The sequence below is a fragment of the Paenibacillus sp. FSL R7-0333 genome (assembly GCF_038000365.1).
Taxonomy (GTDB): domain Bacteria; phylum Bacillota; class Bacilli; order Paenibacillales; family Paenibacillaceae; genus Paenibacillus_AQ; species Paenibacillus_AQ silagei.
This window is the reverse complement of the sequence record NZ_JBBOBZ010000001.1, coordinates 1430041-1449667: the sequence shown is the minus strand read 5'-3', so window position 1 is coordinate 1449667 and position 19627 is coordinate 1430041. Positions and strand designations below refer to the sequence as shown.

Annotated in this window: 18 protein-coding genes; 5 read left to right on the top strand and 13 right to left on the bottom strand. The window is 53.9% G+C overall.

Going from position 1 to position 19627, the window contains the following annotated elements; all coding sequences use genetic code 11:
* Positions 1–3: 3 nt before the first annotated feature.
* The 3 genes from MKY86_RS06065 to MKY86_RS06055 all read right to left on the bottom strand — a co-directional run bounded on the left by MKY86_RS06065 (position 4) and on the right by MKY86_RS06055 (position 4215).
* Positions 4–1233, bottom strand: a complete 1230-nt coding sequence (locus tag MKY86_RS06065; RefSeq protein ID WP_076076557.1) for an ATP-binding protein — start codon at positions 1231–1233, stop codon at positions 4–6.
* Between the two features lie 180 nt (positions 1234–1413).
* Positions 1414–2847 carry a PAS domain-containing sensor histidine kinase gene (locus tag MKY86_RS06060; RefSeq protein WP_076076560.1) on the bottom strand — a complete coding sequence of 478 codons (1434 nt, stop codon included), beginning with the start codon at positions 2845–2847 and terminating at the stop codon, positions 1414–1416.
* 78 nt (positions 2848–2925) lie between these two features.
* Entirely contained in the window at positions 2926–4215 is a 1290-nt protein-coding gene (locus tag MKY86_RS06055; protein ID WP_076076563.1) for a hypothetical protein, read from the bottom strand.
* Between the two features lie 208 nt (positions 4216–4423).
* Here MKY86_RS06055 and MKY86_RS06050 point away from each other — a divergent pair, with 208 nt between their 5' ends.
* The gene (locus tag MKY86_RS06050; RefSeq protein WP_340826614.1) at positions 4424–6457 is read left to right on the top strand and encodes an ATP-dependent DNA helicase; all 2034 of its coding nucleotides are present in this window, start codon (positions 4424–4426) and stop codon (positions 6455–6457) included.
* A 155-nt stretch (positions 6458–6612) separates the two neighbouring features.
* Here MKY86_RS06050 and MKY86_RS06045 read toward each other — a convergent pair whose 3' ends face one another.
* Together MKY86_RS06045 and MKY86_RS06040 are read right to left on the bottom strand one after the other, a co-directional pair.
* A complete protein-coding gene (locus tag MKY86_RS06045) occupies positions 6613–6741 on the bottom strand; it encodes a hypothetical protein (protein ID WP_340826612.1) in 129 nt (42 codons plus the stop codon).
* Between the two features lie 70 nt (positions 6742–6811).
* Positions 6812–7879, bottom strand: a complete 1068-nt coding sequence (locus tag MKY86_RS06040; RefSeq protein ID WP_076076565.1) for an SGNH/GDSL hydrolase family protein — start codon at positions 7877–7879, stop codon at positions 6812–6814.
* Between the two features lie 109 nt (positions 7880–7988).
* Here MKY86_RS06040 and MKY86_RS06035 point away from each other — a divergent pair, with 109 nt between their 5' ends.
* Positions 7989–8870, top strand: coding sequence for a helix-turn-helix domain-containing protein (locus MKY86_RS06035; protein WP_076076568.1), 882 nt, complete (start codon positions 7989–7991; stop codon positions 8868–8870).
* A gap of 109 nt (positions 8871–8979) precedes the next feature.
* Positions 8980–10260: a glycoside hydrolase family 27 protein gene (locus MKY86_RS06030; protein ID WP_076076571.1), complete on the top strand. Its 1281-nt coding sequence runs from the start codon at positions 8980–8982 to the stop codon at positions 10258–10260.
* Positions 10261–10366: 106 nt separating this feature from the next.
* On the opposite strand, the gene MKY86_RS06025 is transcribed toward MKY86_RS06030, so the two are convergent.
* Complete coding sequence (locus tag MKY86_RS06025) at positions 10367–11416, bottom strand: NAD(P)-dependent alcohol dehydrogenase (protein WP_076076589.1); 1050 nt, start codon at positions 11414–11416, stop codon at positions 10367–10369.
* Positions 11417–11534: 118 nt separating this feature from the next.
* Here MKY86_RS06025 and MKY86_RS06020 point away from each other — a divergent pair, with 118 nt between their 5' ends.
* Together MKY86_RS06020 and MKY86_RS06015 are read left to right on the top strand one after the other, a co-directional pair.
* Complete coding sequence (locus MKY86_RS06020) at positions 11535–11924, top strand: MerR family transcriptional regulator (RefSeq protein WP_076076591.1); 390 nt, start codon at positions 11535–11537, stop codon at positions 11922–11924.
* A gap of 104 nt (positions 11925–12028) precedes the next feature.
* The gene (locus tag MKY86_RS06015) at positions 12029–12235 is read left to right on the top strand and encodes a hypothetical protein (protein WP_076076609.1); all 207 of its coding nucleotides are present in this window, start codon (positions 12029–12031) and stop codon (positions 12233–12235) included.
* 83 nt (positions 12236–12318) lie between these two features.
* Here MKY86_RS06015 and MKY86_RS06010 read toward each other — a convergent pair whose 3' ends face one another.
* The 7 genes from MKY86_RS06010 to MKY86_RS05980 are packed head-to-tail and all read right to left on the bottom strand — an operon-like array spanning position 12319 to position 19627.
* Entirely contained in the window at positions 12319–13293 is a 975-nt protein-coding gene (locus tag MKY86_RS06010; RefSeq protein WP_076076612.1) for a 2,3-diaminopropionate biosynthesis protein SbnB, read from the bottom strand.
* Positions 13294–13306: 13 nt separating this feature from the next.
* Complete coding sequence (locus tag MKY86_RS06005; RefSeq protein WP_076076614.1) at positions 13307–14548, bottom strand: ATP-grasp domain-containing protein; 1242 nt, start codon at positions 14546–14548, stop codon at positions 13307–13309.
* A complete protein-coding gene (locus tag MKY86_RS06000; protein ID WP_076076617.1) occupies positions 14526–15752 on the bottom strand; it encodes an ATP-grasp domain-containing protein in 1227 nt (408 codons plus the stop codon). Before MKY86_RS06000 ends, MKY86_RS06005 begins: the two co-directional genes overlap by 23 nt.
* The gene (locus MKY86_RS05995) at positions 15740–16978 is read right to left on the bottom strand and encodes an MFS transporter (RefSeq protein ID WP_076076620.1); all 1239 of its coding nucleotides are present in this window, start codon (positions 16976–16978) and stop codon (positions 15740–15742) included. The genes MKY86_RS06000 and MKY86_RS05995 overlap by 13 nt, the downstream gene beginning before the upstream one ends.
* Complete coding sequence (citX, locus tag MKY86_RS05990; protein ID WP_076076623.1) at positions 16975–17493, bottom strand: citrate lyase holo-[acyl-carrier protein] synthase; 519 nt, start codon at positions 17491–17493, stop codon at positions 16975–16977. Before citX ends, MKY86_RS05995 begins: the two co-directional genes overlap by 4 nt.
* Positions 17433–18389 (bottom strand): triphosphoribosyl-dephospho-CoA synthase, encoded by a 957-nt coding sequence (locus MKY86_RS05985; protein ID WP_076076625.1) that lies wholly within the window; start codon positions 18387–18389, stop codon positions 17433–17435. The genes citX and MKY86_RS05985 overlap by 61 nt, the downstream gene beginning before the upstream one ends.
* Complete coding sequence (locus MKY86_RS05980; protein ID WP_076076628.1) at positions 18386–19627, bottom strand: hypothetical protein; 1242 nt, start codon at positions 19625–19627, stop codon at positions 18386–18388. Before MKY86_RS05980 ends, MKY86_RS05985 begins: the two co-directional genes overlap by 4 nt.

Genomic DNA, 19627 nt, shown 5'->3' with positions numbered 1-19627 from the left:
GTATCAACCCTGCCCCTTATTCAGCACGTATTTTTGCTCCAATCCAAGATGCTCACGAACGACAATTGTAAAAACAAACGTAGCCCCGGGCTCCTCCGATGGCTCGACCCGGATGCTTCCGCCCATCAGCTCAACCAGTGCTTTGCTGATCGATAAGCCAAGCCCCGTGCCTTCGAACCTGCGTGTGGTAGAGGCATCGAGCTGGGAGAAGGGCTGGAACAGCTCGCCGATTTTATCCGGGGGAATCCCGATTCCTGTGTCTCTGATTGTGAATTCAAGTGTAAGCTTCTCCGCCGGTCCCTCCAGCTTGTTAACCATTATGTATACACTGCCTGCATGGGTGAACTTCACGGCATTGCCTACGAGATTATTCAGCACCTGGCGGAGGCGGTTCACATCTCCCACCAGATCAGGCGGCACAGCAGGATCAATCTCCACTACCATGTCAAGCTTCCGCTCACGGATCTTAGCAGTGAACAGAGCAATAGTCTCACTCAGGCAGTCCTGCAGAGAGAACGGCGCATCTTCCACCACCAGCTTCCCGGCTTCCAGCTTGGAATAATCGAGAATGGGATTGATCACCGACAGAAGGGCATTGCTGCTCGTGTGGATAATCCCCGCCATCTCACTATATTCCTCCGGCAGATCAGAGGCCAGCAGCAGATCAGACATCCCGATGATCCCGTTCAGCGGCGTGCGGATTTCATGACTCATCATCGCCAGGAATTCCGATTTCACCTTGGAGGCAACTTCTGCCGCTTCCTTCGCTTCCCGAAGCTCCTGATTCGTCTTCTCCAGCTGCCGCGCCTGCTGCTTCAGCATTTCGCTCTGGAGCTGCAGCGTCTTATTCGCTTCATACATGCTGACATAGCCCTCAATCTTGGACTTGAACAGCTGCGGGACGAAGGGCTTCGTCATGTAATCCATCGCACCCACAGAGTAACCTGCGAAGATATCCTCCATCGTCGTACTGTTAGCGGACATGAAAATAATCGGCACCACATGATTCTTCTCCCGGGTACGGATTAGGCGCGCCGTCTCCAGCCCGTCCATATCCGGCATTTGCACATCCATCACAATGACGGCGAATTCCTCCTCCAGCAGACAGCGTAAAGCTTCAATCCCGGAATAGGCCCGAAACAACCGGTAAGGCTCTCCGCGGAGAACGGCCTCAAGGGCAAGCAGATTCTCGGGATGATCGTCTACGAGCAGGATGTTGACCGGAAAATCCATGAGAACCCTCACTTTCCAGCTTGTAGCATGCCTTGCGTTTATATTTCGAAAATATAGCTTATATACCCAAAATTTCAAATAACGAAACCCCATTATTCTTAGTGTGAACTTTCCCTGAGCGCAGATAATCAAAAGAGCAGCGGGGTCCGGTCTGACCTCACTGCTCCGTTTGGATACCGCTTATGTATGTTGTAATTCATGAAGCAAAGGCAGCGTAATCTCAACTATTGTTCCCGTCGGCTGGTTGGTTTTGAACTGTAGAGTCCCTTTATGATTATGGATAATTTTCTTACTGATCATAACACCTAATCCATTCCCTCCGGATTTGGTCGTGAAGAACGGAGCACCGATCTGCTGCAGAAGCTCTGCCGGTATGCCCGGCCCGGTGTCGATGATGCGAATAATGGCTGTATGCTCCTCATGTTTCAGCTCCAGCGTAATTTCTGCTCCGTGCGGGCTTGCTTCTATCGCATTTTTCAGCACATTGATGAACACCTGCTTCAGCTTGTTAACCGCGCACCGGACAGGCAGGCTGTCGAGATCCGTGTGCATGACAATTTCGTTATCTGTCATATGCGCCTGCGCATTCAGCAGGACAATCACCTGTCCGAGCAGCCGGACCAGGTTACAGTCTGCCAGCTCGGACGGCATTTCCTTGCCCAGCAGCAGCAGCTCGCTGATGATTGAATTAATCCGGTCCACCTCTGACAGGATGATCTCGTGCAGCTCCCTGTTCATCTTGGAGCGGGAATACAGCAGCTGGACGAACCCGCGGATGCTGGTCAATGGATTGCGGATTTCATGGGCAATGCCTGCGGACAGCTCACCGATCATGGACAGGCTCTCGCTATACCTCAGGAACTCTTCCGTTTTTTTTCGTTCGGTCATATCGCGGGTAATCGAGATTACCAGTTGGCGGCCATTCAGCCTGAACGGCTTCGCACTGATCTCCACCGGAATTTCCCTTCCATCCTTCGTAACCTCAACCCATTCGACGAACATTCCTTCTCCGCTAAGAATGGACCCGAACATCTTATTCACCTCCGGCACCAGAGCTTCTGCGGCAATAGAGCGCGGGGTCTTGTCCAGCAGCTCATGGCGTGTGTAGCCCAGCATCCGGCAGCCCGCTTCGTTCACATCCAGGAACTTCGAAGGCTTGCCCTCCTCATCCTGCTCATAAATGAAAATGGGATCGTTCGCTTCATTAAACAGCTTGTAATATTTCAGCTCTGAGAACTTGATCTCCGTTACATCCCGTAGTACACATACATATGCTGTAATGCGTCCTTCCGGATCTTTTACAGGGGATATGGTTATCTTGACACTGATCAGCTCTCCGTTCCGCTTAATCCGGAAGGTATCGAGGGCAAACAGAGGCATCCCCCGATCGATGAAATTATACATCTGGTTAAGCTCGCCCCTGAGCTCCGGGGGAACATGGGGGAAATCATGGAGGTTCAATTCCTCTGTTGACCAGCCGTACAGCTCCACGAATTTGGAATTGGCGTAACTCACTTTTTTGTCCATACCCAGAATGTAAATTGGGTCCGGGCTGTGCTCGGCAAAAGAATACAGTGAATAATGCATCATCTGATGAACTGAGAAACGACTCATATATCAGCTCCTGCAGCCAGTTTATTTTTCATTCCATGGTAGCACTTTACCCGTAACTTATCTGTGACAAAAGCAGGCTCATGTCTGCTGGTAATTCACCGCTGTAATCAGGCACTCCCGGCACAGAAAAGCATAATAAATTCCCTCGTCCTCCGCCACCTGACCCATATCCGCCTGCGCCGCAAAAGTCATCGTCTGTGCGCAGCAGGGACAGGCCGGATAGTCCGCATCCTGAATCCAGGCCGGATGACCTCCGATCTGCGAGGCCGGTGCCTCCAGAACCCAGTATGCACTCTCATAAGTACCTGCCGGCTGTTCCGACAGCTGCATGACATGCCACGTGTTGAACGCCAATGCTCCTCCAGTATTGTCAGGCAGATATCCAGGAACAACATTATATTCACTCCATGCATACCCGCCCTCAAGATCAGCCTTCATATATACAGTGCCATAACAGTTGCAGTGCATACAGGCTGCAATTCTTAGTCGCTTGCCGGGAAGCTCCATGAACCTAACCTGCGGATGCTGCAAATCGTAATCAAATAAAACGGTTAGCGCACCTCCGCACCAAGGACAGGCGTCCGTTCCTGTCTGGAGCATTTGAACAGCCGCCGGAGCACCGGGCGCTTCCAGAGTGTCTTCCCTGCTTACCAGGAAGGGGTAACATTCAGGATGATACAGCTGCCTTTTGCCGCCTCCGGCATCCAGCTCCCAGCCCGCTTCACGGGCATACATCTCGGGAGCTATATATAACGCTGACGCCCACTCCGGCGGGGACTGCCGCCATGCCGCGAACAGCCTGACCACCTCTTCATCGCCAATCCAGGCCAGCGCCAGCAGCAGCAGATTACGGTTAACCGGGTCGGACTCCACCTGAGCAATGAGCCGGTCCCTGACCTGCGCGTCAGCATCCTTGAAGAGGATCGCGGGCGCATAATTCCCTGTGCGGAGGAGCATTTCCAGACCCGGCCCAAGCTGTGTATCCGTGAAGCAGAGGAGGGACACCAGAACCATCTCCGCCTGGTCTATATCCTCTTCTTCTAATAAATGAACGGCGTAGCTCTCCATCCGCCCTCTCTCTTCCTCCGTCAGTCCGTGATACAGCTCCTGTGCGGTCCGGGGGTAAGGGACTTCCTTGATCAGCAGATCAGGCTTCCGTGGGCTGTGCATAATGGTGAGAATTTCAACCGGATCATGGATACCCGCATACCTGTTCACCTCTTTACGGTTCTGCTCAATATAAGCTTGTCTCTCCTCTGCAAGCTTCCGCTGCTGGCAGGGCATACAGATTCCTCCGGTCTTCAGTGCGGTTGCAGGAAGAATGCTTCCCGTGCAGCCCGGGGTCTGACAAGGCAGACGTTCGCTCATATGTTCTCTCTCCCTTCGTGATCATTACGCAGACTATGCCCTCATTATAATAGATACGGACCTTCCGATCGAATGTAGCCCCGCTCCCGCCTGCAAGGGACGAACTTCCAGAATCTAGATTACAAATTCAGCCTTAACCCTTGACTGTTCGCCCGCCATCTAAGATAATAACAACCTCTGCCGTATATCATGCAGGACAAGACTAACATTGACAGGAAAAGGGGCGGTCGTTATCAACTGGTTAAATGATCTCTACAAATTACAGAAGCAGGAGCCGGCCAAAAACGCCGAGCCTGCCCTGGTCAATGCCATCTTCCGCATGTATGACCGGTTCAAACGGCTCGGTCTCACCGAACGGCTCGGCCAGCAGGATATGTCGCTGGATATTGCCGACGCTTATGTCCATGGCCGAAATGCCATGATTGAAGCCGGAGTCGGTATCGGCAAATCCTTCGCCTACCTGATTCCCGGCCTGCTCATCAACCAGCTCTCCCGGCAGCCGGTCATTATCGCCACCTCGTCCATCCAGCTCTCCGAACAGATCCATAAGGATCTGCGGTTCATCGGCAGCCGGCTCGGCTTCTCCATGGTCCGCTCTGTAGTCGGCAAGGGCATGGGGCAATATGCCTGCCGGTACCGGGCAGCGGACCTGTTCCCGTCCGAGGAGTCCGGCTCACCGCTCACTGTAATGGCAGAACGTATCCTGAATGCAGAAATCAACGAGCGGGCAGATCTGAAGGGCGGAGTCAGTGATGCCTTATGGTCTAACGTGTGTGTGACAGATTGTAAGTTCGAGCACTGCCACTACAAGCATACCTGCGCCTTCTACGACATGCGGGCCAAGATCAACGCCGGCCCGGGCGAGATGGATATCATCATCGTGAACCAGGACCTGCTGATCCGAGACCTGATCAAGAAAAAGGAAGGGACCAAAGGCCTGATCACCGAGCGGCCTGCTCTGATCATTATAGATGAAGCGCATAATCTGGAAGCCAAGGTCAGGGATGCCCAGACGCTCGAATTCACCGTCCGGCAGATCTCCCGGGTGCTGGAGGATGCCATGCAGCTTCTGTTCAAGCAGTCGGCGGACCGCAGCCTGATGAAGTCCTGCCAATTCGTCCGTCGCTGTGCCAAAGAGCTGTTCAGACAGATAGAAGCAGACCTGCTGCACACGGCCAAGCAGGACACTGACCGGATTAAAGTATCGGCGATTACCGGAGTCCCGCTGCAGCAGGCAGTGCAGATTCTGCAGGAGTTCCGCCTCAGTCTCTCGGTCCTGACCTCCCGGCATGAGCGGGAGATCGACAATACCTTCGAAGCGCTTAACGGAATGATCGGCCTCTTCCAGGCGCTTGCCGGGACGGAGGACAACTATCTGCTCTGGGCCAGCCAGCCCCGGGGAGAAGCTACCGTCAGCATCTGCCCCAAGGGGATCAGCCAATTCCTGAAATACAGTCTATTTAGCGGCAAGACCTCTGTCATCCTGACCTCCGCAACCCTCAGCCAGTCCGGCGGTACGCTGGAGGAACAATACGCTTATCTCTCCCGTTCGCTGGGCTACAGGGGGGAGTATATGGAGCGTCAGGCTTCACCGTTCGATTACGACAACCACACGATGATGTATATCGCCAAGGACGTTCCTTACTATAACCACAACAACCGGGAAGCTTATCTGGATGCGGCGTATAAGGAGCTGCTGCGGCTGTGCAATGTAACGGACGGGCGGACGCTGGTGCTTTTTTCGGCCAAAGAGGATATGAAATACATTCACAAGAAGCTGAGTGGGGAGAAGCTGAAATGGGCGCTGCATATGCAGCGGGAAGGCTCGTCGCAGGACGGGGTGATCGCTGAGTTCCGGGCGAGTAAGGGCGTGCTGCTGAGTACCGGTGTATTCTGGGAAGGGGTGAATATCGAGGGTGCAGATCTGTCGCATCTGATCGTCTTCCGGCTGCCGTTCCCGGTTCCGGCTGATCCTGTCTACGAATACAAGGCCGCGCAGGCGAAGAATCCGCTCATGGAGGTCTACGTGCCGGACATGCTGCTGCGCTTAAGACAAGGTACCGGGCGCCTGATCCGCAGCGAGACAGACCTCGGTGTACTCAGCATCCTGGATTCCCGCCTGGCGGCCGGAGCCCGCAACCCTTACCGGGAACAGGTCCTTGCCGCCCTGCCGTTCACCAAGGTGACGGAGGAGTTCGGGGTGCTGGAGAAGTTTGTGCGTGAGAAGGGGATTCACCGGTGACGGGTAATGTACCTAATTGCACTTTGTACATTAGATCAAGCTATAAAACTAACTTTCTAGCCATTCTACTGTATTATGTACAGCAGAATTAAGAGATTTTGCCTATATTGAGCTTCTCTCCAGCATTCTACTGTACTAAATACAATCAGGACCATTTAGTAAGGGGTTTTATGAATTTCTATTGCACATAGTGCAATCGCCACGCGATTACCCGCTCCATTTTTCACCAGTTGGTCACTTTCAGCTGATTCAAAGGGATTTATGCCTTTCATTTCAGCTCCCATCCAGTCAGCCTGCTTCCCATGCCAACCAGCCGCTTCGCTTCCTCTACTCGCCACCCTTAATCCGCCAGGATCACCACTTCATCAGCTTCCTGATCTCTGACGCCAGTCTATCCGCCGCTTTGCGATGCGTCACCTGCGAAGGATGATAATCGACAGCGTGGCCGTCCGCCTCTAGCTGCACCTCGAATTTCATCACCGAGATTCTGCTGTCGCCAGTTTCCCGGGCATAGCGGTCCACCGCCTGCTCCAGGATAGGATACAGCCTGTCCCCCATGATCCCGAGCGTACACAGAATGGCCGAATCGGGATTATTCCGTCTGACCATTTGTAGAAAAGCGACATAGTTCTCTGCATAATCCGCCTGCTTGGAGGGGTCCTCCTTGGTGTACGAATCGTCGTTGGTCCCCAGATTAATGACGACCAGCTCCGGCGTGAATCTGCTGAAATCCCAAGCTATCTCCTGAGGCAGCAGACTGCCGCCGAACCTCCCTTCAGACTTGCCTACCTTCTCGTAGTAATCGGGCAGAAGATGCGTGGTGAGCTTCTGATCATTTTCTGTATAGCCGGTAATAATGCCGTATCCGCTGTAACACACCATACTGTAATCCGCACCAAGCTGCTCTGCGCTCAGGTAGGCATAAGCCTTCGTTACATTTTCTGTAGCCGTAGAAAAGGTATGCAGCGCTTCTTCATCATCCACACCATACCCGCAGGTAATGGAATCGCCGATGAATTCGATCGTATGCTGCGGAGATGGGGTCGGCTTAATCCCTTCCTCAGCCTGCACCGCGATCTCCGCAATGCCAACCGTTGACATGGCTGCTTCAGACAGCTTCGTAATTCTTACAGTAACCTTTTGCTCGGTTTCGCTTTCGAACACTGTATACGTTTTGCGTAGCTGATCCACCTGATCGTCTATCACCTGCTGGCCGTTAACACTGATTCCAATCCGGGCCAGATTGTTGCCGGTTGCAGCGATATCATCGCCTTGCAGAGTGATCCGGGCCGCCCGGCCGTAGAATGAAAATTCCACCCCGCTCCCCGAAAGAGCCAGCCACAGCACCTCCCCCATCCAGTGGGTCCGTCCGATGAGTCTGACATGATTAGCTGCCGGTTGATACGTTTGCATCTGGGACATTCCATAACCTTCCTTCTCTCGTTTCTATTCGTAACAGTAGCAAAGGCGCTTTATATTTTCAATGATATGTTAAGATATTAAGTACTTGTGAAGAAAAAGGAGGCTATCCATGGACATCCCCAGAGGGACCTATGGCTTTCGCTTTGCCGAAGATAAGGAGCTGCAGCTGTGCGTATTGTTCGCAGCCGGTTATGATTCCGTCTCCGATCCCGCATACCGCTGGGACGGGATGGAGCGCAGCGACGGCCCGCTGCTGCTGTTCCAGTACACGCTCTCCGGTGAGGGCGTGTTCGAGTCAGAGAACCGGACCTACCGGGTCCGGGCCGGACAGGCTCTGCTGGCGGAAATCCCGGGACCTCACCGGTATTACTATCCGCCGGATGCGGCAGAGCCCTGGGAGTTCCTGTTCCTGCTGCTGCGCCCAAGCCTGATCCTGCCCCACTGGCGCAGATTCCTGCGCGAAGCGGGCGAGGTGCCCCGGCTGCCCGCAGATTGTGCCCCTGTCCGGCTGGCGCGGATGATTGTAATGGATGCCGGAGCGGGCAGAATCTCCGATCCGCTGATCGCCTCATCCAGTGTCTATCAATTCATGACCGAATTGACCCGAATGCAGACAGCTACGCTACGCGACAGGGACAAATGGTCAGAGAATATTAAGCGCGCCGCTGCATTCATCGAGCAGCATTACCCGCAGATGATCAGCATCGACCAATTGTCGGAGCATGTCTCCCTGTCCAAATATCATCTCATCCGCCGTTTCTCGGCCAGCACCGGCCTGACACCCGGCGCTTATCTGACCCGGGTCCGAACGGAGAAGGCGATGGAACTGCTCCGGGGGACGAGCTTAAGCATTGAAGCTATTGCACAGCAGATCGGCTATTCCAGCGGAAGCTACTTTATCAAGGCCTTCCGCAGCCTGACCGGACTGACACCAGGCGATTTCCGCAGCGGGGGCGAGAGCCTGATCTACCGCCAGCTCTTTTTCGATTAAGAGCAATATAGTGCTATTCCACTTGCAACATTACTATAGATATTGGGTTTCTTCTTGATTATGATGGATTTATGAGGAGCAATAATCCATCTGATAAGGAGATTACACAATGAATCATAAGCTTGCAGCACCTGTCCCCCCGCTGGGCTGGAATAGCTGGGACTGCTACGGCGCAGCCGTAACCGAAGCGGAAATCCGCGGTAATGCGGAGTATATGGCCGAGCATCTCAAAGACTACGGCTGGAGCTATATCACCGTTGATATCCAGTGGTATGAGCCTGGTGCCGTGTCCTCCCTGTACCGCCCCTTCGTCCCTCTAATCATGGATGAATACTCCCGGCTGATGCCAGCCGAGAACCGCTTCCCTTCGGCAGCGGGCGGGCAGGGCTTCAAGCCGCTGGCTGACTATGTCCACAGCCTGGGACTGAAGTTCGGTATTCATATTATGCGCGGCATTCCGCGTCAGGCCGCCCATACAGGCACCGCGATTCGGGGGACGGAGGCAACTGCCCGCGAGATCGCGCACACGAACTCCATCTGTCCATGGAATACTGATATGTACGGTGTCGATGCTTCCAAGGAAGGCGCTCAGACCTACTATAATTCACTCTTTGAACTCTACGCGCAGTGGGGCGTCGATCTGGTCAAGGTGGATGACATCGCCGCCTCCAGACTGTACGATACCCATCAGCCGGAGATTACCCTGATCTCCCGGGCGATCGAGAACTGCGGCCGCCCCATGGTCCTGAGTCTCTCCCCCGGCCCTGCTCCGGTAGAATATGCACAACATTTCACCGAGCATGCCAACATGTGGCGCATCACGGATGATTTCTGGGACCGCTGGGAGCTGCTGCTGGACATGTTCAGCCGCTGCCGCAGCTGGCAGGGCGTTCCCCAGGCTGGCTCCTGGCCGGATTGCGACATGCTGCCGCTCGGTCACATCGGCGTCCGTTCCGTCGACGGCGGCGGGGATGACCGCTGGACCCGCTTCACCCGGGACGAGCAGCTGACGATGATGTCGCTGTGGAGCATCTTCCGTTCGCCGCTGATCTTCGGCGGCGAGCTGCGTGACAATGACGACTGGACCCTGTCGCTGCTCACCAACCGCGAGGTGCTCCGCATGCAGCGCGAGAGCCATGGCGCCAGGGAAGCCCTGTACCGCGATGAGCTGATTGTCTGGACCGCTGCTCATGACGACGGCACCCGGTATGCAGCCGTCTTCAACATTGGCACCAGCCCGCTACCGGTTGAGCTAAGCCTCGAAGAGATCGGCCTCGGCGGCGTGGCCGCAGGTACGGAGCTGTGGAGCCAGACACCTGCTGAGCTTAGCGGCGGCGTGCTGCAGACCACTGTGGCTCCGCACGGGGTACGGTTGTATAGCTTCTCGTAGGAGAAGCTAGGCAGAAATACCAACAGCCTGCGGGAATGGAGTAGTTCCATTCCTGCAGGCTGTTTTTCATAACAATATAGATTAAGAATCTTGCTCCTCTAAATACTTAGGCCTTCCCCATCGTGCTGATATCAATCACAAACCGGTAACGCACATCCGAGGCCAGCACACGCTCCCAGGCTTCGTCAATCTGGTCAGCCGAAATCACTTCGATCTCGGAAGCAATCTGATGTTCAGCGCAGAAATCAAGCATCTCCTGTGTCTCGCGGATTCCCCCGATCATCGAACCGGCAAAGGAGCGGCGGTGGCCGATCAGCGAGAAGGCATTAACAGCCAAAGGATCAGCAGGTGCACCGACATTCACTAAGGTCCCGTCCAGCGCCAGGAGTGACAGGAAGGCATTGATATTCACCTGCGCACTGACCGTATTAATGATCAGGTCGAAGGAACCGGCCAGCTGCTTGAATGTCTCCGGATCACTGGTGGCATAATAATGATCTGCGCCCAATTGCAGGCCGTCTTCCTTCTTCTTCAGGGATTGGGATAACACCGTAACCTCAGCCCCCATGGCATGAGCAATTTTCACTGCCATATGCCCCAGCCCGCCGAGACCCACTACAGCTACCTTTTTGCCGGGAGCAGTTCCCCAGTGGCGCAGTGGTGAGTAAGTGGTGATTCCGGCACACAACAGCGGTGCAGCAGCGTCAAGCGGGAGGCTGTCGGGAATCCGCACCACAAAGTCTTCAGTGACCACGATATGTGTGGAATATCCGCCTTGTGTATAGTGCCCGTGGCGGTCAGTCGCTCCATAGGTTCCTGTGTTCCCCTCCAGGCAATATTGCTCCTCGCCTTGCCGGCAGCTGCTGCACTCTCCGCAGGAATCGACCATACAGCCTACCCCGACACGGTCGCCAACAGCATATTTCGTCACTCCAGAACCAATCTGGCTGACAATCCCCGCAATCTCATGCCCCGGAACCAGCGGATATTTCACTGGACCCCACTCCCCGCGGACGGTATGAATATCGGAATGGCAAATACCGGCATATTTAATCTCGATCAGAACATCCTGCGGCAGCAGCTCCCGGCGTTCGATCGTAGTCAGCTTGAACGGGCCTTCCTGGCTGAATGCAGCGCGTGCGTTAACTTGTATCATAGTGAGACCTCTTTTCAATAGAATAGTAGACATCATTCCTTAAGCTTTACAAAGCCTATGATATTCCTTAAAGTTAACTCTAAGTCAAGCCCGAAATATCCAGGACAGGAGAACGATGATGAAGACCTATTCCATAAGCGAAGCCGCAGCGCATTTCAACATGACCCCGCATACCCTGCGTTACTATGACAAAGAGGGCCTGCTCCCTTCTATCGAGAGAACTCCCAGCGGCAAACGCGTATTCAAGCCCTCCGATATGGATGCCCTGCGGATCATTGAATGCCTGAAGGCCTCCGGGATGCCCATCAAAGAGATTAAACATTTCATTGAATGGTGCTCCGAAGGAGATTCCACCCTGCAGCGCCGATACGACATGTTCCTGGAGCGGAAGGCTTCCGTAGAAGCGCAGATGGAGGAGTTACGAAGAACAATGGAAGTCATAGAGCATAAATGCCACTATTATAAGACCGCCCTGGAAAAGAGTACGGAAATGGTCCACCATTCCTAACCAGCCGTATGGTTCATCAGCCTCCGCTGCGGTTATCGATACATAGAACGGTTATCGCAGACACATCCTAAGACAGAACCTGCACTTAGAAGGGAGACTGACAGATGAAGGATGATACAAAAGCTCCGCTTGACGGACGCACCGCAGGTGTCCATCCGATCCCGGAGGGCGAATCCAGTCCGGCGGACGGTCAATCGGAAACAGACAAGCTGGATGAGATCGTAGGCGCCGTGCTGGGGAATGACCCGGAAGTAGCAGCTCCCGGCCTTGCACCAGATCCGGAAGAGAAGAAGAACCGCAAGAATCCGTAGCCTTGTGACGAGGCAGTACACAGCCGGGCCGGACAAGAGCATCTCTTATCCGGCCCGGTTATTTTATATGCTGATCCTGCCCCCTACTCCTCTAACTCCTTACCATACCCGCGATTCAGCGCTTCACGATAATATAGTGATCCTATGGCAATATCAAAGGCAGCCATTCCCATCGGATTGAACATGACCGCTTCCTCCTTCGGGAATTTCGCCAGCGCGTTGCCGCAGACCACCTCGACGATGGACGCCGTGTCTTCCTTCCGCAGCCCTCTTTGATTATGCATATGTTCAATATCCGTATTCGCACGGCACACTTCATCCCAGTCATCGACAATAATGGCCGAGGTGTAGCTTAAGATAGCCGGGGTGAAATCGCGCAGAGACACGTTCAGCAGCAGACTCTGTTCTTTGGGCTTGCGGTCAATATAACCGGAGCTGGAAATTGTACAGGTGATGAACAGATCAGCACCTTCGTAGGCTTCCTCCCAGGAATCCACAGGCCGCACCCTTGTCCCAAGGTCCTCCGGGATATGATCCAGAGCACCCGGATTCTGATCAAAGATCCGAACCTCCTCCAGCCGGTCCCCGAGCAGCTGATTCAGCATCGACAGATGGAGCTGACCGATCGGTCCGAACCCTACAATACCGGCAATAATTTTACTCGCAAAAGGGTGTACCTTCTCGTATTCCCGGATCATCAGTCCACTGACTGAAGCTGTGCGAATCCCGGAGATAAGCGGACTGTTGATGATCGCCACCGGCTTCCCGCTGCCGGAATCATTCAGTATCGTAACCGAGTGGGCACGGGGAAGCTGCCTGCCATGGTTCCCGGGAAAACTGGCGATCCACTTGATGCCTGCCATCCCGATCTCTCCGCCCACATAAGCGGGCATGGCAATAATCCGGCTGCTTGGATCTTTATCAAAGAGCAGATAGGGTTTAATCGGCTGGGAGAATTCGTGCGCTGCCATCACTTGGACAGTACTCCGTATCGTATCCATGCACAGTGCCCAGGGAAGATTCATCTGCTCCAGGTTTGTGGTATTCAGATATAACATGCTCAAGGCCTCCTCAGCTTATAGGTCTGGCTGCAATATGCAAGCCGATCGTATTCTGGATTTCACTGCACTTCTGCTCAGCCTGCTCTGCATCGTCCCCTCCAACCATCACTCTGCCAATCCAGTCAAAATTAGATCTCGGAAAGGACACCTCGCGCCCGGCAGCAATGAAATGCGATCGCAGAATGTCCGCACGCCCCTCTAATTCCTTAAGCCCCGTAACCTCGATCAGCCTGCCGTCAACCGGCGAACAGAATTCCCTTGAAGCAGCACCACGCGTGACGCTCGGCGTCAACTCCGGGGCCTCCCCCATATGCATACGAAGCACTTCACGCGGCAGGTCAATGCCGGTTGCGTATTTAATCATCTCCGGAACAGGCCCGCCTACCATCCGCGGATTGAATTCAATAATCTTGGGACCTTCAGGAGTGAGCGCAACCTCTGTATGTGTGGGGCCAAAGTCAACCCCAAGCGCACGCAGTCCCCGGCGGACCACCTCCACGATCTCCGCCTCATGGCTTAACCGAACCGGAAAGCTCGCGCCAGTCTCTACAAAATAGGGAAATCCAACCAGACGGCGGTCCGTAATCCCGATCAGGTGATCCTGTCCTTGATAAGTGACCATCTCCACACTGACCAGAGGTCCGGCTGCATATTCCTCAATAAGCACATCCGTACTTCCATAGAGATTACGCCCAAAATTCCGGTTGTTCACATAGCTGTCGTAAGCCTGCCGCAGCTCTCGCTCATTGTTGACAAAGACCACCCCAATACTCATAGCCCCGTCACACGGCTTAACGATACAGGGATAACCCATGGAATGGGCGTGCCGGCAAGCTTCCTCTATACTGCCTGCGAGCAGTGAACGGGGAACCGGAACGCCGCTCTGAACGCAGATTTCTCTGGATTTATATTTATTCCGGGCATTCTTGGCCGCCAGCGGCTGCATGGTCGGCACACCAATCGCATGCGCAGCAGCCGTTGCCTGAACCACGTAGAATTCCGCAAAAGACATCACTCCGCTCAAAGGGTTCGCTTGATGGTACGCTTTGACAAAGTCAACCACTGCTTCTTCATTAAAGGTGTCCACTTCATGAATGTAATCTACCAACCGGAGCGGGTGGGACTCCAGCGGCTGGCCCTTCAGGTAATGCTGAATATTCTGGGTCAGCAACGTTACGGTGTACCCCATCTCCTTGCAGGCCTGGATACCTGCGATAGACTCATTGCTTTCAACTAGTAACAGGTGCTTCATTGGTTGTATCCTCCTTATAGGCGGGCAGAATTTGCACTTCTTGCTCCAGATACCGCAGCAGCTGTGACAGCCTGGCTTGCAGCGATGCCGAATTCTCGCCTACGATGATTACGGTCATCACGGCATCCACGCTGGAATGAGCCGCTTCCAGCTGTTCGCCTTCTCTGACGCGGGGAACATATTCCTCCACCCATTCAAAGGGCAGCGTCTGCGGAATGGTCTCTACCGTTCCCGGACGTTTGGGCATTAGATATACCCCCGCTACCTGTGACGGCCTTGGCACCGGCAGCTTCAGCGGCAGTCCGCATTGTCCCCGGACCCACTCCCGGTTCAGATCAACGTCATACATGGCGCTGATCGACTCACTGATTCGCCCGCCTGCGGTCCGGCTGGCAATTTCACAGAATACCCATTCATCCTCCGGGGTATGGAACATTTCACAATGAAAGGTCGAGACTCCCGGTGAGGGCAAGGCTTCAATGACCTGCTGAACTTCATGAACCAGCCGCTCATACACCGCGCAGCCGGGGCTGAGCAATTCCACGAAGCAATCCTGCCGGAGAATCTCCAGCGGCTTGCAGGAATATTTGCCCACAGAAGCGAAACGGATCTCCTGGCCCATCATGAGCCCATCGATCTCATACATTTCTCCCTCTACGTAGGCTTCAACCATTAAGCCGCTGCCGAGGCCGCGTTCCCATACATCGTTCAATTGCTCCCGGGTCCGTATAATGTCCGTATTCATGGAGCCCATGCCGTCCACCGGTTTAACTACAACCGGCAAGCCGTGCTCCAGCACAAAATCATACAAGTGAAGCGGTGAAGCCAGTCTGCGGAATGCCGGGCAGGATACCTGCGGGCTGACTAAGCTTTTCATCACGGCCTTATCCCTGTAAGCCACTGCACTCTCCAGCTGTTGACCAGGCAGGTGCAGCCGTTCACGCAGCCGGGCTGCACGAATCAGATCACTCTCATCGAGAGCTATGATCAGACGGTAAGGATGTTCCTCATACAATCGTAACGCATCGATCTCTACCCGGTCATTGCTCACCCAGTTGTCGAACACCTGCACAAGGGCAAAGGGTTCCGTTATCTCACCATATGCCGGCGAAGTATACAGGTATACTTCTTCATCCAGATCCTCCAGCCAGGTCAGATAAGGAGCGAAGGCCCGCCTCCTTTGATTCAGAATTAATACCGCCATAGCTTCTCCTCCTCCTTGTGATGAACAGGTGACCGGTTTAGCATTACGTATAGTACAAGAGACAGTCCAGACAGAAGAGCCAGGGACAACCAGAAATAGGACAGCTTTCCGTAGATGCTCCACATATGTATGAATTGCAGCCCGGTATATACACCAATTCCTTCTCCAAGGGCTGTGGACAATCCGATGACACTGAAATATGTGATACGCAGATCCGGGCGGGCAGCGTTAGAGACATACGCATCTATCGTGGGGATGAATAACATTTCTGCAAGGGTGAACAGCGCGACGAATAGGTAGTAGCCCCAGATCGAACCGATGATCGCATTCATTGAGAAAGAAATGCTGAATAACAGAAACGCCAGCATCAGCCGGTATCCCTCACGCTGGCCTGACAACGCGGTATTCATCCAGCGCCCGACGGGAATCTGCAGGAGCACCACAAGGATTCCGTTCAGCATCAGCAGACTCCCCAGCCTTTCCGGTGCGTTATAATAAGTGCCGATTAAATAAGGAAAGGAATTGAACAATTGGGTGAAGAAAAAGCAGCCGATCATATTGAACAGCAGCACCTTACGGAAGCTTTTATCGAGCAGAACGGTCTGATATCCTTTCCAGAAGCTTACCGGCTTCCGTTCCCGGTCCTGCAGATTGCACCCAGGCGGGAAGATACTGAGCAGGATGGCACCCACAATATAAAACCCTCCAACGAAGGACAACGTGAAGCTCTTCAAGGAGCTTGTCAGCAGAAAGGAGCCGATTAAGGGCCCGGCAATGGCTGCACCGTTCGTATACATATTGGAATTCGCAAAATAAAACAGGGCATTGCCATCCTTACTCCCCACGAAGGATAAAGAGGCCTTAGAGGATAAACCTCTGACAGAGTAGCCGATCCCTGCAATGATAAGCTGTATAGTAATCAACACCGGAGACTTCCAGAAATCTACCAATGCGATGGAGACCCCTGTTAGCAGGCAGCCGAACCACATGCATTTGAACGGGTCCATGTTGTCCAGCAGGGGTCCGGTAAGGAATCTCGCACTGCGGTAAGACACCGTGAAGATCATGGTAACTACAGCGGTAACCGACAGCGGCAGTCCTTTGACCTGAGACAGATAGACCGTTAATATCGCCGTCATAGCGTAGAAGCCAAGATGGGTAACCAGTGTGTTCAGACAAATGGCAAACACCGGCCGGGGCACCTTTAAGTTTCGGAAAAGATTCATGTGACTGCCTTCCTTGCCGCCAGATCAGCAGCCATACGTCCGATTAATTCCTCTGGCGAATGACGCTGCAGGAATCCGCACACTTTAGCAGGCTGGCCGCACAGATAACAGCGGCGTGAAGGAGCCCCCAGCTCATGCCTGCCCATTGCTTTTCCCGATGAATCATAAATATCCATATCCCAATAAGCGCTAAGCGGATGCTCCCCTTCAAAGGACAGACAGAATAGCTTCAATGCCGCCGCATCCGCAGATACCTGAAGATAAGCAACCGGACCAAGCGCCAACCCGATCCGCTCCAGCGCAAGTATCTTATAAGCTGTAACCGCCAGAGCTTCCTGTAAAGCCTCCATACAGAGCTCGAATAGTTCATAGGCAACAGCCAGCCTCTTATCCGGCCCCGGAATATTCATCATAATCTGGATCAGCGAGCCTGCTGCCGGATACCGGGCCTCTCTTAGCTCATGGAGGCGCTCCCGGTCACGAAGGATGGCTGATACAGCGGAATCGTTCGCCACACTCTTTCCTCCCCCTGATTCTCAGTCCACAAATGCAAAGCAAGCGTCATGGCCAGCAGATCGGCTGATCCGCCGGGAGATAAGGAACGGAGACGAAAATCCTCCTCCATGGTGCGGATATAGGCTCTGCCTTCAGAGGTGAACAGACTCCCCCGGTCCAACGCCGCTAATGCACTCGCCTGAGTATAGTCAATCCTTGTCCTGTCGAACTTGCGGTTCAGCAGCGTGGTATCCTGTACCACAGCCATCAATGATAGCAAGCAGTGGATCAGCGCCGTCCGCAAATCTGCTCCTTGTTGAAGCGCCTCCCGCAAGGCAGGCAAGCCCTGCTGAAGAATGGACGGAAATCCGTCTATAACCTCGCCCCGTATCCCTCTAATCCCCCACTCCCTGTAGGCGCGTCCGCCCGTGCTTGCACTGTGCGTCTCCTCCAGAATGTCCGCCAATTGTGCCCGCAGCGGATACTCAGCCAGCCTTCCAGCCAAGCGGCATATCTCCTGCGGTTCTACTGCACTGGATGGACTTTGACTCGTCATTCCGGCAGCCGCGCATAGAATCAGTCCCAGGAAGATCGTTCCTTTATGGGTATTCACTCCCCCGGTAGCTCCTAGCATGTCAGCCTCGGCCCGCCGCCCGGTCTTCTGGAGCCTCCTGAACAAATCCTCCCTGCCGGTTCGGCCCCCGGATTGTTCTATGCCGAGGCACGCAGCTTCCTGGTAATACGGCTGAATGCGGAGTGCGCTTCTCAGAAAAGTGTAAATATCCATATCCCCGTGGCATCCGTTGCTGACCGCCGACACCAATCCGGGGGAAGGCCAGCTCACAGCCTCGGCCAGAACACTGTAGACCATCGTTTCGGCAATCCAGGCTGCTGTATCTTGGCCGGAAGCGGTCACTTTACGCTCTCCGGGATAGCCGCAGGCCAGTGTTCACTCTGTAGACCGTACTGCTGCAGAAAGCTCCATACTACCCGTTCCAGTCCAAGCCCGATGCAGCCCGACCATGTCTCGGCGTTATCCCTCAGTCTAAAGTTAAAGGTCTTTGCAAAAAAATCGCCGTGCGTGTCATAGGAAGCAATCGAAATCGTATCGTTTTTATACGGGATATCCGCACGAACCTCGTATTTGACATGTTTGGGCACTTTGAAATTCTGCTTCACCTTACCCGGCAGGAAGAATGGATCATTGGCTAAGGCACACTCGCCTTTCAGCCCTACCGCTTCCATCCACTCCACGGTCCACTCTAATGTCAAGTCACGCATCCGGGTGACGTATTCGGGAGTACCCAGAAATACGAATTCCCGCATGGTGAAATTCAACAACCGTTCCAGCAGATATACACGTTTGCCCTCATTACGGAAGGACTGGCCTTTGAGTACAAAAGCGGTATTATCCTCAAACACCTGATCCTCCATCTCCATATAGACTTTATAGCACGGTGCGGATTGCAGAATATAGGGAGGCGTCTCCAGATAAGGTCCGCAGTCCTGGGGAAGCTTGCCGTTATTGGCAGATACATCTTCGGCGAAGGATATCATTTTGTCCTGGTCATGGCTGAGGTGGGTAGCCAGTAGCAAATGCATTGGCGCACTATGGAAGTAATTCATCTTCTCGGCGAAGGAAGCAGGCAACAAGACTGAATACTGCCGCTCCTGACAATCCCCGATCCTCCGGCCGACATAATCCACATAACTCTGGTCAAAATACTCCAGCAGACGGATGATCGGGCGATGGTAGGCCAGCTCCTGATTCTTCAATAAAGTCAGCCACCTCTGCTCCAGCAGATCATCCGAGACATTCCGCTGATTGCCCGGTGTGCAGCAGGAGCACAGCCGCTCAAGCGGCGGCTCATGCAGCTCCACCACATTTAGCCCAGGCTCCTGCACTTCAGCGGATGATGCGGATGCCTCATCATGCTCCGGGGTGAAACGCTCCAGGAAACTAGCGACCTCCCGCTCGATCTGCTCCCTTGGATAAGATGATAAATAAGTGACGCTGATGCGCTTCCCTTGAATCGGATCAACCTGCACCTTATGGGCTGATACATGTTGCAGGAACATATGGGTGAACACAGGGATTTGCAGCTTATTCAGAGTCACAGGCTCTGGCAATTCCAATCGGTATGTTGTGAACAT

Coding starts and splice junctions, on each gene's coding strand:
- MKY86_RS06065 (WP_076076557.1), bottom strand. CDS start 1,233: ATGGATTTTCCGGTCAACATCCTGCTCGTAGACGATCATCCCGAGAAT.
- MKY86_RS06060 (WP_076076560.1), bottom strand. CDS start 2,847: ATGAGTCGTTTCTCAGTTCATCAGATGATGCATTATTCACTGTATTCT.
- MKY86_RS06055 (WP_076076563.1), bottom strand. CDS start 4,215: ATGAGCGAACGTCTGCCTTGTCAGACCCCGGGCTGCACGGGAAGCATT.
- MKY86_RS06045 (WP_340826612.1), bottom strand. CDS start 6,741: ATGGGAGCTGAAATGAAAGGCATAAATCCCTTTGAATCAGCTGAAAGT.
- MKY86_RS06040 (WP_076076565.1), bottom strand. CDS start 7,879: ATGTCCCAGATGCAAACGTATCAACCGGCAGCTAATCATGTCAGACTC.
- MKY86_RS06035 (WP_076076568.1), top strand. CDS start 7,989: ATGGACATCCCCAGAGGGACCTATGGCTTTCGCTTTGCCGAAGATAAG.
- MKY86_RS06030 (WP_076076571.1), top strand. CDS start 8,980: ATGAATCATAAGCTTGCAGCACCTGTCCCCCCGCTGGGCTGGAATAGC.
- MKY86_RS06025 (WP_076076589.1), bottom strand. CDS start 11,416: ATGATACAAGTTAACGCACGCGCTGCATTCAGCCAGGAAGGCCCGTTC.
- MKY86_RS06020 (WP_076076591.1), top strand. CDS start 11,535: ATGAAGACCTATTCCATAAGCGAAGCCGCAGCGCATTTCAACATGACC.
- MKY86_RS06015 (WP_076076609.1), top strand. CDS start 12,029: ATGAAGGATGATACAAAAGCTCCGCTTGACGGACGCACCGCAGGTGTC.
- MKY86_RS06010 (WP_076076612.1), bottom strand. CDS start 13,293: ATGTTATATCTGAATACCACAAACCTGGAGCAGATGAATCTTCCCTGG.
- MKY86_RS06005 (WP_076076614.1), bottom strand. CDS start 14,548: ATGAAGCACCTGTTACTAGTTGAAAGCAATGAGTCTATCGCAGGTATC.
- MKY86_RS06000 (WP_076076617.1), bottom strand. CDS start 15,752: ATGGCGGTATTAATTCTGAATCAAAGGAGGCGGGCCTTCGCTCCTTAT.
- MKY86_RS05995 (WP_076076620.1), bottom strand. CDS start 16,978: ATGAATCTTTTCCGAAACTTAAAGGTGCCCCGGCCGGTGTTTGCCATT.
- MKY86_RS05980 (WP_076076628.1), bottom strand. CDS start 19,627: ATGTTCACAACATACCGATTGGAATTGCCAGAGCCTGTGACTCTGAAT.